At 44.8% G+C, this 15,388-nt stretch carries 15 protein-coding genes; 6 read left to right on the top strand and 9 right to left on the bottom strand.

Going from position 1 to position 15,388, the window contains the following annotated elements; all coding sequences use genetic code 11:
- Positions 1–4 precede the first annotated feature (4 nt).
- The 7 genes from AACT19_RS10135 to AACT19_RS10165 all read right to left on the bottom strand — a co-directional run bounded on the left by AACT19_RS10135 (position 5) and on the right by AACT19_RS10165 (position 5,356).
- Complete coding sequence (locus tag AACT19_RS10135) at positions 5–454, bottom strand: hypothetical protein (protein ID WP_004733515.1); 450 nt, start codon at positions 452–454, stop codon at positions 5–7.
- A 69-nt stretch (positions 455–523) separates the two neighbouring features.
- A complete protein-coding gene (gene yqfB / locus AACT19_RS10140) occupies positions 524–838 on the bottom strand; it encodes a N(4)-acetylcytidine aminohydrolase (protein WP_076646144.1) in 315 nt (104 codons plus the stop codon).
- Positions 839–1,049: 211 nt separating this feature from the next.
- A complete protein-coding gene (rplT, locus tag AACT19_RS10145) occupies positions 1,050–1,403 on the bottom strand; it encodes a 50S ribosomal protein L20 (RefSeq protein ID WP_004733517.1) in 354 nt (117 codons plus the stop codon).
- Between the two features lie 42 nt (positions 1,404–1,445).
- Entirely contained in the window at positions 1,446–1,640 is a 195-nt protein-coding gene (gene rpmI, locus AACT19_RS10150; protein WP_004733518.1) for a 50S ribosomal protein L35, read from the bottom strand.
- A gap of 104 nt (positions 1,641–1,744) precedes the next feature.
- Positions 1,745–2,302 (bottom strand): translation initiation factor IF-3, encoded by a 558-nt coding sequence (infC, locus tag AACT19_RS10155; RefSeq protein ID WP_425348305.1) that lies wholly within the window; start codon positions 2,300–2,302, stop codon positions 1,745–1,747.
- Positions 2,299–4,227, bottom strand: coding sequence for a threonine--tRNA ligase (gene thrS, locus AACT19_RS10160; RefSeq protein ID WP_029222173.1), 1,929 nt, complete (start codon positions 4,225–4,227; stop codon positions 2,299–2,301). Before thrS ends, infC begins: the two co-directional genes overlap by 4 nt.
- A gap of 385 nt (positions 4,228–4,612) precedes the next feature.
- On the bottom strand, positions 4,613–5,356 hold the full coding sequence (locus tag AACT19_RS10165; protein ID WP_076646147.1) for a sporulation protein: 744 nt from the start codon (positions 5,354–5,356) through the stop codon (positions 4,613–4,615).
- A gap of 181 nt (positions 5,357–5,537) precedes the next feature.
- On the opposite strand from AACT19_RS10165, the gene hutC reads away from it, so the two are divergent.
- From hutC to AACT19_RS10195, 6 genes are all read left to right on the top strand, one after another.
- Positions 5,538–6,251: a histidine utilization repressor gene (gene hutC / locus AACT19_RS10170; protein ID WP_076646149.1), complete on the top strand. Its 714-nt coding sequence runs from the start codon at positions 5,538–5,540 to the stop codon at positions 6,249–6,251.
- Between the two features lie 113 nt (positions 6,252–6,364).
- Positions 6,365–7,615 (top strand): imidazolonepropionase, encoded by a 1,251-nt coding sequence (gene hutI, locus AACT19_RS10175; protein WP_076646151.1) that lies wholly within the window; start codon positions 6,365–6,367, stop codon positions 7,613–7,615.
- Positions 7,602–8,666, top strand: coding sequence for a formimidoylglutamase (gene hutG, locus AACT19_RS10180; protein ID WP_076646153.1), 1,065 nt, complete (start codon positions 7,602–7,604; stop codon positions 8,664–8,666). Before hutI ends, hutG begins: the two co-directional genes overlap by 14 nt.
- A gap of 96 nt (positions 8,667–8,762) precedes the next feature.
- Positions 8,763–10,457: a urocanate hydratase gene (gene hutU / locus AACT19_RS10185; RefSeq protein WP_076646155.1), complete on the top strand. Its 1,695-nt coding sequence runs from the start codon at positions 8,763–8,765 to the stop codon at positions 10,455–10,457.
- 14 nt (positions 10,458–10,471) lie between these two features.
- A complete protein-coding gene (gene hutH / locus AACT19_RS10190; RefSeq protein WP_017085756.1) occupies positions 10,472–12,004 on the top strand; it encodes a histidine ammonia-lyase in 1,533 nt (510 codons plus the stop codon).
- Between the two features lie 226 nt (positions 12,005–12,230).
- A complete protein-coding gene (locus tag AACT19_RS10195; protein WP_010438254.1) occupies positions 12,231–12,956 on the top strand; it encodes a DUF3581 domain-containing protein in 726 nt (241 codons plus the stop codon).
- A gap of 124 nt (positions 12,957–13,080) precedes the next feature.
- Here AACT19_RS10195 and AACT19_RS10200 read toward each other — a convergent pair whose 3' ends face one another.
- Complete coding sequence (locus AACT19_RS10200; RefSeq protein WP_083717878.1) at positions 13,081–14,709, bottom strand: trypsin-like serine protease; 1,629 nt, start codon at positions 14,707–14,709, stop codon at positions 13,081–13,083.
- A gap of 151 nt (positions 14,710–14,860) precedes the next feature.
- Positions 14,861–15,322, bottom strand: a complete 462-nt coding sequence (locus tag AACT19_RS10205) for a methyltransferase family protein (protein WP_076646159.1) — start codon at positions 15,320–15,322, stop codon at positions 14,861–14,863.
- Positions 15,323–15,388: the final 66 nt, after the last annotated feature.

A 15,388-nucleotide genomic window follows, 5' to 3' on the forward strand; every position in this document is an offset into this window, starting at 1 on the left:
AGGATTAACGCTCAGCCTGCACCAATTTCAGATACGAATGCAGCTCACCATTTTTATATTCCACCGCAGAATGAATATTAAGATCAGCACGAGCCACAACAGCAAACTGGTAGCAGTTGTCACCCTTCAGAATCTCGACGTGTAACAAACCGTCAGCTAACTGCCACTGCCCTGTTGTTTCAAATCGATCGAACAAACGGTATTCAGTTAGAGAACCGTCAGCATTAAAGTGCACTTCAGTGATATAGCCGCCGGGGCAACTCTTCACCCACACTCGACTCTCGATATCACTGACAGTAAAGTCACGCTTGGTATCACGCCACGCTAGAAAGCCTTCGCTATCATAAAGAGCAATGTTGAGATCAGTTCTAGAAATTAACGGCTGCTCAGTTTGCTCACGACAATAAAGTTGAAGTAGAATTTTCTGAACTGTTTCGTTCTGTAATTCACTCATTGTGACTTCCCTTTCTTATTGCTCAGCAGTTAAACACTGTAGTGATCAACAAATTTCATTTAAAGCGGGTTACACAAGCTCGTAGGAAACCACATACAGCTGAGAGATACCCGGATAGATATCTTGAATCACGTCTTTGAGTACTTGCAGCGTCATGTTCTCTTGCTGAGCATGGAACTCACCTAAGTCATCAAACAAAATTGGCTCAACGCTGATGATCTTAAGATTACAGAACACACGTCCTTGCTCTAGCGTTGATACTTCCACAACACTGCCTGACTGGTAGTCACGCTCAGATTCATCGCGAATAGTAATCGTCTTCTTGCCAGAAAGGATGTCAGTTTCAAAACGTTCGAAGAACGTCATAGTGGTAGGTGCGGTCATTTATTCCGGTCGCTTAACATTAAAAGGTTAGGTAGATGTTTATATACCAGAATGCCTGTTCAAGCGAATAAAAATTAGATGCGGAATTTTATCTCGTCATTCCCTAGACTGACGAAGGAAGGAGTAGGGAATCTCTAAAGAGCTAAATTACAGGCAATAAAAAAGGAGAACCGAAGTTCTCCTTTTCTTAAACCTTTAAGCTAACTCTAAATTATAGAGATGCTTTCGCTTTTTCAACTAGAACAGCAAACGCTGCTTTGTCGAATACTGCGATGTCAGCAAGAATCTTACGGTCGATCTCGATAGATGCTTTCTTAAGGCCATTGATGAAGCGGCTGTAAGATAGACCATTTTGACGAGATGCCGCATTGATACGTGCAATCCAAAGTTGACGGAATTGACGTTTCTTGTTGCGACGGTCACGGTAAGCGTATTGACCAGCTTTGGTAACTGCTTGGAAAGCTACGCGGTAAACACGTGAACGTGCTCCGTAGTAACCTTTAGCTTGTTTTAGAACTTTCTTATGACGTGCACGAGCTTGTACACCACGTTTTACGCGAGGCATTATGCTTCTCCTAAACTAAACGAATTTATAAACTAAAAAGAATTAAGCGTATGGCATCATACGTAGAACTGCAGCCACTTCACATTTTGGAAGGATTGAGTTCGGACGAAGCTGACGCTTGTTCTTAGTAGTACGCTTAGTCAGGATGTGACGTTTACCAGCGTGCTTAAACTTAATACCACCAGCAGTTTTCTGGAAACGCTTAGCAGCACCTTTGTTGGTTTTCATCTTAGGCATGATGAATAACTCCGCATTGTTGAGTTGTTAATAACATAGTAATTAGGGCGAATAAAACCCTACAGCCTATGGCTGCAAGGTTTAATTACTTGTAAAGCCGTTAATTACTTCTTTTTAGGGGCCAACACCATGATCATCTGGCGACCTTCAATTCTCGTTGGGAAAGATTCGACAACTGCAAATTCTTCAGTATCGATTTTCAAACGATTAAGAACGTCAACACCGATTTCTTGGTGAGCCATTTCGCGGCCACGGAAGCGAATTGTTACCTTCACTTTGTTGCCGTCTTCAAGGAAACCAGTCAGGTTGCGTAGTTTTACCTGATAGTCTCCAATATCAGTTCCAGGTCGGAATTTAATTTCCTTGATCTGAACCTGCTTTTGCTTTTTCTTCTGCTCTTTCGCAGCTTTGCTCTTCTCGAAGAGGAACTTACCGTAGTCCATCACACGACAAACTGGCGGCTCGGCGTTAGGGCTGATCTCTACGAGATCCATACCAGCTTCATTTGCAGCTTCCATCGCTTCAGCGATTGTTACTACACCAACAGCTTCGCCGTCTGCGCCAGTTAGACGCACTTCACGAACGCCACGAATGTCACCGTTTAAACGGTGCTGGTTTTGTTTGGCCGGTTGTTGGCCACGTCTTCCGCCTTTAATAGCTATTCCTCCAGATTGAGCTTACGGTTTGAAACCTCGGCTTGGATGTATGAAATAAAGTCATCCACTTTAAATTTACCAAGGTCCTTACCTTTACGTGTACGTACTGCAATTTCGCCGGCTTCCATTTCTTGGTCACCACACACAAGCATGAACGGTACACGTTTCAAAGTATGTTCGCGGATTTTAAAGCCAATCTTCTCATTTCTCAAGTCTGCTTTGACTCTAAATCCACTTTTTTGCAGTTTTTTCGCAATTTCTTGTACATATTCAGACTGTTTGTCCGTAATGCCCATAACAATTGCTTGTTCTGGCGCCAACCACGTTGGGAAGAAGCCAGCGTATTCTTCAATAAGAATACCAATGAAGCGTTCTAATGAACCTAAAATCGCGCGGTGGATCATAACTGGCGTGTGACGCTCGTTATCTTCACCTACGTAAGTTGCACCTAAACGTTCTGGTAATGCAAAATCGAGCTGCACTGTACCACATTGCCATGCGCGGTCCAAACAATCATGCAAAGTAAATTCAATCTTAGGCCCGTAGAACGCACCCTCGCCTTCTTGAATCTCGTATGCAATCTCCATCGCCTCAAGCGCTTGCTTAAGATCGGCCTCTGCACGGTCCCACATTTCGTCTGAACCTACGCGCTGTTCTGGACGAGTAGATAGCTTAACAACAATGTTTTCGAAACCGAAAGTTGTGTAAGTATCGTAAACCATTTCAATACAAGCTTTAACTTCTTGCTGAACTTGGTCTTCAGTACAGAATACGTGAGCATCATCTTGAGTGAAGCCACGAACACGCATAATGCCGTGAAGTGCGCCAGACGGCTCGTTACGGTGACATGAGCCGAACTCAGCCATACGTAGCGGTAGATCACGGTAAGATTTCAAACCTTGGTTGAAGATTTGAACGTGACCAGGACAGTTCATTGGCTTAATCGCGTATTCACGGTTCTCTGAAGAAGTAGTGAACATCGCTTCAGCGTACTTATCCCAGTGACCAGAACGTTCCCAAAGAACACGGTCCATCATTAATGGGCCTTTAACTTCTTGGTAATCGTACTCAGTCAGCTTCTGACGAATAAATACTTCTAGCTCACGGAAGATAGTCCAGCCATTGTGATGCCAGAACACCATGCCTGGTGCTTCTTGCTGCATGTGGAATAGATCTAAGTGCTTACCGATTTTACGGTGATCACGCTTAGCCGCTTCTTCTAGGCGCACTAGGTGAGCCTTAAGCGCTTTCTTGTCGTGGAATGCAGTGCCGTAGATACGTTGAAGCATCTTGTTGTCACTGTTACCACGCCAGTAAGCACCCGCTACGTTAAGTAGCGTGAAGTGTTGGCAGAAGCCCATATGTGGAACGTGTGGACCACGACACATATCGATGTATTCTTCATGATGGTACAGGCCTGGACGATCGTCTTTAGAAACGTTCTCATCCAAGATTTCGATTTTGTAAGTTTCGCCGCGAGCTTCGAATGCGTCACGCGCTTCCTGCCAGCTAACTTTCTTCTTAACAACCTGGTACTTGGTCTTCGCTAGCTCTTTCATACGCTTTTCAATCTTTTCTAGATCTTCTTGCGTTAGAGAGTGCTCAAGGTCGATATCGTAGTAGAAACCGTTATCGATGGTAGGACCGATCGCCATTTTCGCTTCTGGAAAAAGCTGCTTAATCGCGTGACCTAAAAGGTGAGCACAAGAGTGACGAACGATCTCAAGGCCATCAACTTCATCTTTAGCTGTGATGATTTCTAGGCTTGCATCGTTTTCGATAAGATCACAAGCATCAACACGCTCGCCGTCTACACGACCAGCAATGGTTGCTTTCGCAAGACCAGGACCGATTGATAGGGCAACATCTAGAGTTGATACAGGGTTGTCAAATTGACGCTGACTACCGTCAGGAAGAGTAATAATTGGCATTATTTGTCCTTTACAGTGGTGTTGCACACCAAGCAACACATGAAAATGTTTAATATATGTTTTTCAACCAACAAGTATGTTGATCGGAGATATATGCATAATAAAGATACCCACATAGAAGCAAATACAGATGCCCCATTTGTGAGTAGCCGAACATTGTAACGAAATTATATGAAATGACAATGTTAGTCCCACAGCGCCACAAAAACTACATAACTTAAATGTCTCTTCTATATAGGACCTTCTAACACCCTAAGCTAACGTTCAATGATTGGTTCTTTGTCTTTATTTACAAACAAAAAAGCCGAACGGTTAAGTTCGGCTATAGAAATCGTACTGTCTTGTCTCTATTAATAGAAAGAGTAACGACTAACAGAGAGAGCAACTACGCATTCATGATTCTTGAGACTGCGTTACGAATGTCTGAATCGGCAGCGTTCGCAGGCAAGCTGAATGAGATGTATTGATCGCCACGGAAGCTCATTGAGCGATCGATTTCTGCTAGGCAGTGAACCATTGAGCCTTCAACGATGAATGACAGCTCGATCTCTTTATTATTCATGAAACCGCCGCTGCGAAATTCAATCTCTTGGTAACAACCCGAACGAGAAGCAAAGTTGTTGCCTTTTAAGAAGCCCTTCTCTACGTCAGCTTTCACCATTGCCATACCGGATGCTTCCACGCCTTGGATGATTTTAGCAACTGTTGGCAGTGGGTGTACGGAGATAAAGTCACGGTCTTTAGGGTCAATCGCGAAGCCTATATCTAGGTTGGTTTCAACCCACACATGGCATTGGTTCATTTGTGCGTTCAACGCGGTGACTGGCGTTTCATCATTTAACTTAAGTCGGAATGGAACCAGTTTGGTTTCGCCCGGTTGGATAACGAAAGGCTCTACCGCTTGAATACGACCCAGTGAAAAGGTTTCGTAGCTGGTACTGTCTTCCGTTTCTACTTTTACTTCTGTGTTGAGAACCAAGTTAATCAAGTCGATTTGTTGCTCAACGTCGCCACCAACAATGTGAACATTGCCAGACAACTCTCCACCTTGGAAAACTTCAATATTATCTAAGACAGTATCAACCTTTGCTGCACCCATGCCCAACGAGGCCTTTAATTTCTTAAACATATTATTTCCCTTTCTAATTATCTGACTTACGAATAGTTATTGCGTGACAATTTGCGACACTTGCCTCACAGAATCAAGCAATTTGCCCCATCTATGTTGAATAAGGTCACATTGCCCGAGGAAATGTTGAAATCGTGAATAAATCCGTTACTCTATTTGTATAGTCAAATAAGGTTTCATTATGTCGAAAGCACCGCTCTACCTTCAGATAAAACAGTTCATAGATGACAAGATCAGCAGTGGTCATTGGCCGGTGGGTTATCAAATCACCACAGAGCTCGAACTTACCGAGCAGTTCAATGTGAGTCGAATGACGGTCAATAAAGCCATTCGAGATCTTGTGTCTGAAGGCAAGCTCATCAGGAAACCAAGACTGGGGACTTTTGTTTGTGAACCAGACGAAAAAGCACAATCTCCGCTGCTTGATATCAACAATATCGCGCAAGAGATCAAAGACCGAGGCCAAACGTATGCTAGCCAAGTTATTAAGCACAAGAGCATCAAGGCTGATGAAAGCACCGCCACACGGTTAGGTGTGATGATCAATGCCGAAGTATTCTATAGTGAAATCATCCACTTTGCTGACAACACACCGATTCAATTGGAAGCGCGCTGGGTGAACTCTCAAGCCGCTCCAAAATATCTAGAGCAAGACTTTTCAACCTCGACACCCAATGAATACCTTTCAAAAAGCTGCCCGTTGAGTGCTATCGAGCACACGGTTGAAGCCATTATCCCAGACTTGCAAATCAGAACATCACTAAAGCTATCTGAATCAGAGCCTTGCCTACTTTTGAATAGAAGAACATGGAGTAAAGAGCGCCTAATCAGCTTTGCATTGCTCTACCATCCTGGCTCTAAGTACAAATTAAGCTCTAAGATACTTCTAGATTAAAGAACATCATCCTGATCGCCGATCACATTTTTGCAACATCAACTTGATTCGGGTCAGCGTTTAGCCTATTTATTTGTATATACATTTAATGTTTAGCAAAGATCTAGGTGATTATGAATTTGATCCTCAAAAACGCACGAGTGGTCTCCATGAGCTCGGGAGCCGATGGTTATCAGCCTTCTTCCTCTCAAAATATCGTTATCGAAAACGGTAAAATTGTGTCCATCTCTTGTTCAAACCAAAGCGCACTTGCTTCTGAATTAGAACAAGTAAGTGTTGATGGTTCTTTGGATTACGTCACCTATGACTGCAAGAACAAGCTAGTAACACCTGGGTTAATTGATTGCCACACCCACCTTGTATTTGCGGGTAATCGTGCCAATGAATTTGAGCAGCGTTTGAATGGTATGTCTTACACCGACATCGCCAAACAAGGCGGCGGCATTCTAGCGACAGTCACCGCAACACGCGCAGCACAAGAATCCGAACTGGTTGAAATGGCTTTGCCGAGACTCGATGGCTTACTAAGAAGTGGCGTAACCAGCATCGAAGTAAAATCTGGTTATGGTTTAACACTTGAAGATGAGCTCAAGATGTTACGAGCAGCTAAAGCGTTAGAAAATCATCGCCGCATTAAAATCACTACCACACTCCTTGCAGCACACGCAGTACCGCCAGAATACAAAGAACAACCCGATAGCTACATTGATCTGGTGTGCCAAGAGATCATTCCTAAAGCTGCAGAGCAAGGCCTAGCCGATGCGGTTGACGTGTTCTGCGAATCTATCGGTTTCAACCTAGAACAAACCGAACGTGTATTTGCAGCAGCCAAAAAACATGGGCTCGCGATTAAAGGCCACACAGAACAGCTCTCTAATATGGGCGGCAGTGCGCTTGCAGCTAAATACGGCGCACTCTCTGTCGACCATGTTGAATACCTTGATGAAACCGGAGTCAAAGCATTGGCTGAATCAGGCACAGTAGCAACGTTGTTGCCCGGCGCTTTCTATTTCTTGAAAGAGACTCAACAGCCACCTGTTGCTTTACTTCGTGAACACAACATTCCAATGGCGATCGCGACCGACTTAAACCCCGGCACTTCACCCTTTGCTGATTTAACGTTGATGATGAACATGAGCTGCACCCTGTTTGGTACGACCCCTGAAGAAGCACTGCGCGGTGTAACTTGTAACGCCGCAGCTGCCATTGGTGACTCCCAAACCAAAGGCAAAGTCGAGATCGGTTATGCCGCTGATTTGGCTATCTGGAATATCGTTCACCCTGCAGATCTAAGCTATCAAGTCGGTGTTCCTCATCTGCATAAACGCATCGTTAATGGCGAGGTGTGTCATGACTCAATCTAATTCCAACAGCATTCAAAAGAACGCAGAAACCGTACATAACTTCGTGTGGACGGGACGCAATGATCTTGAAGATGGCGCACTCGGCACGCGCGTACATCACATTACCAAGCAAGTGCAACATAGTGACTTAAGTAACGAGCTTAATGACCGCGCCATCGCCTTGGTAGGCTTTGCCAGCGATGCTGGAGTTGCAAGGAATAAAGGACGCGTGGGCGCGAAACAAGCACCTAACCTGATTCGCCAAGCGTTAGCTAATATGGCTTGGCACAGTGACTCACACATTGCGGATCTTGGTGACATCGAGTGTAACGATGGTCAATTAGAAGTCAGCCAGAAACAGTGTGCTTCTGTGATTGCCAATGCGTTATCAACCAACAAAGTGATTACCCTTGGCGGTGGTCACGAGGTTGCTTGGGCATCGTTTCAAGGTCTTGCGGAACATTTACACCAAACGGAACACCGACATAAAACTAAACACCTTCATAGAGAGCAGCCAGAACGCAAACCTAAGATCGGCATCGTTAACTTTGATGCTCACTTTGATCTTCGTGAATTTGAAAGCAACATCGCCGACGTTAAACCCAGTTCAGGTACGCCTTTTAATCAAATCAGCGATTACTGCCACAAGCATCAATGGCCGTTTCATTACGCTTGTCTTGGCGTGAGTGCGGCTAGTAATACCAAAGCGCTGTTTAATAAAGCTGACCAACTGGGCGTTTGGTATGAACACGACCGCAACATGACCCAAGTAAACCAAGTCGCTCAACTGGTTAAGTTACAAAAATTCATCGCTGAGTGTGATTACCTCTATCTCACTATCGATCTAGACGTATTCCCAGCGGCGACTGCGCCGGGCGTAAGTGCACCAGCAGCAAGAGGCGTGAGCTATGAAGCACTCGCTCCTTTTCTAGAACAGATTTTCCAACACAGTGAAAAACTCATTATCGCGGACATTGCGGAATACAACCCAGACTACGACGTCGATGGCCAAACGGCTCGATTGGCGGCACGTTTGTGTTGGGATATAGCCAGTGTAATGGCCAGCGACTAATCCAGCTATACCGATAACTACAACTACAACTACAACTACAACTACAACTACAACTACAACTACAACGATATAACGTGAAACAGAAGGAATTCCAAAATGACGGAACACCACAACAGTGACCCTCGTCTCGACACGACTCGCGAAATTCGCGCACCTCATGGCACCACTTTGCGCGCTAAATCTTGGTTAACAGAAGCACCACTGCGTATGCTGATGAACAACCTAGACCCTGATGTGGCAGAACATCCACATGCACTGGTTGTGTATGGCGGTATCGGTCGCGCGGCACGTGATTGGAAATGTTATGACAAGATTGTTGAAGTGTTAGAGCGTTTAGAAGACGACCAAACGTTGCTTGTTCAATCAGGTAAACCTGTGGGCGTGTTCCCGACACATAAAAACGCACCTCGCGTACTGATCGCTAACTCGAACCTTGTTCCACACTGGGCGAACTGGGAACACTTCAACGAGCTCGATAAAGAAGGCTTGATGATGTACGGCCAGATGACCGCAGGTAGCTGGATTTACATTGGCTCACAAGGCATCGTTCAAGGCACTTATGAAACGTTTGTCGCTATCGCGAAGAAGCACTTTCAAGGAGAAGCAAACGGCAAGTGGGTTCTAACGGGTGGTCTTGGCGGTATGGGCGGTGCTCAACCTCTCGCAGCGACTATGGCTGGCTTCTCGATGATTGCGGTTGAATGTGATGAATCACGAATCGACTACCGCTTGCGTACTGGCTATGTCGACAAAAAGGCCACCAGCATAGATGAAGCGATGGCTATGATTAAAGAATCAGACACACCAATCTCTGTTGGCCTACTCGGTAACGCAGCAGACGTATTCCCAGAGCTTGTTGAACGCAATATCACGCCTGACGTAGTGACTGACCAAACCTCTGCCCACGATCCGCTGAACGGCTACTTGCCGCAAGGTTGGACGATGGAGAAAGCAGCGCAAGAACGTTTAGTTGATGAAGCTAAAGTAGTGAAAGCCGCTAAGCAGTCCATGGCGATTCAAGTTCAAGCTATGCTAGACCTGCAATACCGTGGTGCTGCGACCGTAGATTACGGTAATAACATTCGCCAAATGGCACTGGAAGAAGGCGTGGAAAACGCGTTTGATTTTCCAGGCTTCGTTCCTGCATATATACGACCTTTATTTTGTGAAGGCGTCGGTCCGTTCCGTTGGGCTGCCCTATCTGGTGACCCAGAAGACATCTACAAAACAGACCAAAAAGTAAAAGAACTGATTCCAGATAACCCACATCTACACAACTGGCTAGATATGGCGCGTGAACGCATTCAGTTCCAAGGCTTACCCGCTCGTATTTGTTGGGTTGGTTTGAAAGATCGTGAACGTTTAGGCCAAGCATTCAATGAAATGGTTAAAAATGGCGAACTAAAAGCACCAGTTGTTATCGGTCGTGACCACCTAGATTCAGGCTCAGTAGCGAGCCCGAACCGCGAAACAGAAGGCATGATGGATGGATCAGATGCCGTATCAGATTGGCCTCTATTGAATGCCCTTCTAAATACTGCAGGTGGCGCAACATGGGTTTCTCTGCACCACGGTGGCGGCGTTGGCATGGGCTTCTCACAACACTCCGGAATGGTGATTTGTTGTGACGGCAGTGAAGATGCATCACAGCGCATTGCTCGTGTACTTCACAACGACCCAGCAACAGGCGTTATGCGTCATGCTGATGCGGGTTACGATATTGCCAAGCAGTGTGCTAAAGAGCAGCAGCTTGATTTACCTATGCTAAACGAAGAACTTCGTCGCCTTTAATTTCTGGAGAGAACATGTTGAATTTATTACTTAAGCCAGGACTTCTAGGCCTACCCGAACTGCGTAAGATTAGCCGTAGTCCTGTGAATTTATCACTCGACCCTGCTGCAATCCCAGATATTGAAGCGAGTATGCACGTTGTCGAACAAGTGATTGCTGAAGATCGCACTGTGTATGGCATCAACACGGGTTTTGGCTTATTAGCGAATACCAAAATCGCCCCTGAAGATCTCGAAGTACTGCAGAAAAGTATCGTACTTTCTCACGCGGCGGGCATTGGTAAATTCATGTCTGATGAGACTGTGCGTTTGATGATGGTACTTAAGATTAACAGCTTGTCTCGTGGTTACTCAGGTATCCGACTCAAGGTCATCAATGCTCTTATCGATCTTGTGAACGCACAGGTTTATCCGTGTGTACCACAAAAAGGATCTGTGGGTGCTTCAGGAGATCTTGCCCCCCTCGCCCACATGAGTACGGTACTGCTTGGTGAAGGCCAAGCACGTCACAACGGCAAGATCATCACGGGCTTAGAAGCAATGCAGATCGCAGGCTTAGAGCCAATCACACTTGCTCCGAAAGAAGGCTTAGCTCTGTTAAACGGCACACAAGCATCAACTGCCTTTGCATTAGAAGGTCTGTTCGCAGCTGAAGACTTATTTGCGTCTGCAACCGTGTGTGGTGCGATGTCTGTAGAAGCAGCGCTGGGTAGTCGTCGTCCGTTTGATCCTCGCATACACCGCGTTCGTGGTCATCGTGGCCAAATGGATGCAGCACTTGCTTACCGCCATATGCTTGATCAAAAGAGTGAGATTGGTGAATCACACACTTGTTGTGAAAAGGTTCAAGACCCTTACTCGCTGCGTTGCCAGCCTCAAGTGATGGGGGCGTGTTTACAGCAGATTCGTAATTCAGCAGAAACCTTAAACATTGAAGCAAATGCCGTATCCGACAACCCACTTGTTTTCGCTGACGATGGCGACATCATTTCGGGCGGTAACTTCCACGCAGAACCTGTCGCAATGGCAGCCGATAACCTTGCACTAGCGATAGCTGAAATCGGTAGCTTGTCAGAGCGTAGAATGGCGTTGTTGATTGATAGTGCGCTAAGCAAACTTCCACCTTTCTTGGTCGATAACGGCGGCGTGAACTCGGGCTTTATGATTGCTCAAGTAACGTCTGCAGCACTCGCTAGTGAGAACAAAACCTTGGCTCATCCGGCGTCAATAGACAGCCTGCCTACTTCTGCAAACCAAGAAGACCACGTCTCAATGGCTACCTTTGCCGCTCGTAGGCTTAGATACATGGCTGAAAACACCCGTGGGATATTGGCAGTAGAATATTTAGCAGCAGCACAAGGGCTAGACTTCCGCGCTCCGAATCTATCTTCTCCTCGTGTGGAAGAAGCGAAACAGATTTTGCGTGAAAAAGTCAGCTTCTACGACAAAGACAGATATTTTGCACCGGATATTGAACAAGCGAACTTATTGCTCAAATTATCCGTTCATAATCACCTAATGCCAGAAGGCACTTTGTGTAGCTTTTAAAGCAAAAACATTCTGAACAACACCCATTAGAGTGTCATATAAACAAGGGCTATTAATTAGCCCTTGTTGCATTGAGCCAAAGGCCATATTTCCCTCCAAATCGTCACATACCATCCAACGTATTTATCTAATTGACTGATATATAAGCAAAGTTAACTGGATAGACCATTAGAACGAAGTTAGTTAGCTATAATCCACCCCAGATTTGATGACTAATAGCGATACTATGTTTCTGACACCTTACTTTTCTACTGAAGACAATCAATTTCAATTCACTCGTGAACAGGCTAGCCACTTTGCTAAAAAAGTAGCCGCTGACTTCAACCCAATTCACGATGAAGACAATAAGCGCTTCTGCGTGCCTGGCGATCTTTTGTTTGCAGTACTGCTGCAAAAAGAAGGCATCAGCCAAAAAATGCGTTTTGATTTTTCAGGTATGGTGGGTAACGGTATTGCGCTAAGCGTTGACAACAAATGTGAGAAAGAAAGCTCACTGGTTGACGAGAAAGGCAAAGAGTACCTGCACATGTCTTGTGAAGGTGAAAAGAGCCACGATCAAGCATTCATCGAGCACGTAGTAACAAACTACGTTAAGTTCTCTGGTATGAACTTCCCACACATCATGGTTCCTCTTATGGAAGAACAACAGATGATGATCAACTGCCAACGCCCTCTTGTAATTTACGAGAGCATGGAAGTTGAATTTACTCGTCTAGACCTATCTCACCCAGAAGTTGAATTCTCTGGCGCGACTTTTGATGTTGAAGGCAAGCGTGGCATCGTGACACTAAACTTTGACTTTAAAGAAGACGGAGAAGTTGTCGGTAAAGGCGTGAAGCGCATGGTAGCAAGTGGCCTTAAGCCATACGACCAAGCTTCTGTAGACGACCTAGTAAACCGCTTCAACGAGCGTAAAGAGATGTTTCTAGCTCAGTTCGCCGCTGCTGCTTAATCAGCATCCTTATTTACACATCTCGATGTAAATAAGCTCTAGAATAAGATCAATAAAGCCCAGCTTGATATCCTCAAAGCTGGGCTTTTTTAGTACGTAACCATCAGTCACATAGTTTCGATGGTTATCCGTTAAGCTTTAGTGATGGAAATGATTTTCGTACAATCAAACCACCGAAAAGGACGAGTAACCATTGCCAAGCCAGTGAACCACCGCTGCCGCCGCCTGAGCTTTTTGCGTTCTGCGTGCCCTCAGACTTAGATATCTTTATCTCATCGGTATAAGCAAAGTTTTTGATCGTAACTCTGTCATCCCCGTAAGAGCCATACCAATCTTTCACATATTTAATCATAAGACTGTTGTTGGAATCCCTAACCATCGGCAGGTTCACTGAACCAGAAAGCTGACCTGATTCTTTATCGAATTCTTGACCGTTGATATAGAGCTCAAGGTAATCATGATCCAACTCAGACGATACCGTCACATCGAAAGAGACTGTCCCGGTCGGTATACCCTCTACAACCAACATTGTCGATTCGCTGCTACCTATTGATGGAGAGACGATTGTTGATCCTTCGGTACCCCACGCTTGTGTGCTGTAGACGCCACTGTTTGGTATGCTGACATAAGAGTTCACAGTATTCGTTACAGATCTCGCCCCTATAACAGAAACCGTTGAAGTAACCGTGCCTACCAACAAGTCAGTGTCAACATTAATACCAAATTCATGTTCACCGATTGAGTTTAGGTCGTAACTAACCACAACTTCACAGCTTTGCCCTACAGTTAAAATGCTACATCCGTTGTCTGTTACAACAGTATCATTACCTGAAATTGGATAAACACGGTTTACTGCAATGTTTTGATCAGATTTATTTGTGAATTCAAAGGTATGTGAAATAGGCGCTAATAATTTTGCTCCTAGCATTTCAATTTGACGGTAACTAAACCCTGCTTTCTGCTCATCAATCCAATCATCAAAGTGGCTAATGTTAGTATAGACACCGTAAGCGTTAGCTTCTGCACATCCTTTACCCCAGCTCACAATACCCAGTTGTTCATACGTTCCATTGGTCGAAACAACAATTGGACCGCCACTGTCACCCTGACACGAATCATAACCACCATCACTGTAACCCGCACAGAACGCGTCGCTACCAATAGAAGAGTAGCCACTGTAAGGAACAGTATTGCATTGGTACTGATTAACAAGGGGAACATTAACTTGATACAATTCACTCTTCGATGAATACCCATCGGATGCGTCCTGATCACCCCAACCCATGACCGTTAGCATTTGACCATCATTCAGGTTACCGCGAACATAACCATCAACGAGATTAACCACAGACTCAGCTGGCTTTTCTACGAGCTCAATAATGGCTATATCATTGCCTGTCGCTACAGAGTTGTAATATTCATGTACATAAATATTATCAACAGCGTATCGATGTTGTGCAGCTTGAGAGGCAGAAAGATTTGATACGCCAATCACCACATCTAGATCTTCACGACCATTACCTTCCACACAGTGAGCGGCAGTTAATACATATCGCTCACCAATGAAGCTCGCACCACAAAACTGACCGTCATAAGCGTTCACGTTCCTTGAGACTAGCGCAGCCATAAATGGCCAATTCTCTTGTGTTGCTTCTTTACCATTTATAATTCGAGCTGAAACATCTGCCAACACCGACGTTGAAGACAGACTCACTACACAGACACCTAGCGACAACCATTTCGCCTGAACAATTTTCATTACCTAGCCTTTATTCATTTTAATAATGAAGCGCAGACTATTTTATAAAAAATCAATATGAAACCTAAATCACATTAATTTGTGATATAGATCAACCAAACGATAATAATTCTTATCTAAATGGTCAATTGTATCTGAATCCACATCAGATCCAGCGCCTAACCTTTTGTTTATAATCAACATATTCCGCACCGAATAATTGCTCTAGAGCGCGTTCTTCTGGCTTAATTTGGAACTGGTTCATGTAGATTACGAATACAAAACTGAGCAAAACACTGAATAGGTTTTGGAAGAAGTAGCCAAAGCAAAACAGTAGGATGAATAGCCCTAGATACATTGGATTTCGGGTGTAGCCAAAGATTCCACTGTCCACGACTGCAGACGCGGTTTCGACTTTAATCGGGTTAACGGTGGTTTTCTGTTTTCGGAATTCCCATATGCCTGATATTCCAATCACACCACTCAATATGATCCCGACGCCTAGCACAACCATTCCATAAGGTAATGCCAGTGTCCCTTGGCTCGACTGCTGAGCGCAGAAGTATGATGCTGCGAATACAATAATAAACAGTGCAACGGGTGGTACTTTTAATTCTAGAAATTTCATACTTTTCCTTATTAACATTCCTTTGTTAGTTTAGAAAAAAGCCCAGCAATTGCTGGGCTAAATGTA

This window comes from Vibrio sp. 10N.222.47.A9, assembly GCF_963872585.1.
Lineage (GTDB): Bacteria > Pseudomonadota > Gammaproteobacteria > Enterobacterales > Vibrionaceae > Vibrio > Vibrio splendidus.

Bases quoted from the DNA above. Each gene is read 5' to 3' on its own strand.
- hutH (WP_017085756.1), top strand. From the start codon at position 10,472: ATGTTGAATTTATTACTTAAGCCAGGACTTCTAGGCCTACCCGAACTG.
- AACT19_RS10135 (WP_004733515.1), bottom strand. From the start codon at position 454: ATGAGTGAATTACAGAACGAAACAGTTCAGAAAATTCTACTTCAACTT.
- thrS (WP_029222173.1), bottom strand. From the start codon at position 4,227: ATGCCAATTATTACTCTTCCTGACGGTAGTCAGCGTCAATTTGACAAC.
- AACT19_RS10165 (WP_076646147.1), bottom strand. From the start codon at position 5,356: ATGTTTAAGAAATTAAAGGCCTCGTTGGGCATGGGTGCAGCAAAGGTT.
- hutC (WP_076646149.1), top strand. From the start codon at position 5,538: ATGTCGAAAGCACCGCTCTACCTTCAGATAAAACAGTTCATAGATGAC.
- hutG (WP_076646153.1), top strand. From the start codon at position 7,602: ATGACTCAATCTAATTCCAACAGCATTCAAAAGAACGCAGAAACCGTA.
- yqfB (WP_076646144.1), bottom strand. From the start codon at position 838: ATGACCGCACCTACCACTATGACGTTCTTCGAACGTTTTGAAACTGAC.
- hutU (WP_076646155.1), top strand. From the start codon at position 8,763: ATGACGGAACACCACAACAGTGACCCTCGTCTCGACACGACTCGCGAA.
- rplT (WP_004733517.1), bottom strand. From the start codon at position 1,403: ATGCCTCGCGTAAAACGTGGTGTACAAGCTCGTGCACGTCATAAGAAA.
- AACT19_RS10195 (WP_010438254.1), top strand. From the start codon at position 12,231: ATGTTTCTGACACCTTACTTTTCTACTGAAGACAATCAATTTCAATTC.
- rpmI (WP_004733518.1), bottom strand. From the start codon at position 1,640: ATGCCTAAGATGAAAACCAACAAAGGTGCTGCTAAGCGTTTCCAGAAA.
- AACT19_RS10205 (WP_076646159.1), bottom strand. From the start codon at position 15,322: ATGAAATTTCTAGAATTAAAAGTACCACCCGTTGCACTGTTTATTATT.
- hutI (WP_076646151.1), top strand. From the start codon at position 6,365: ATGAATTTGATCCTCAAAAACGCACGAGTGGTCTCCATGAGCTCGGGA.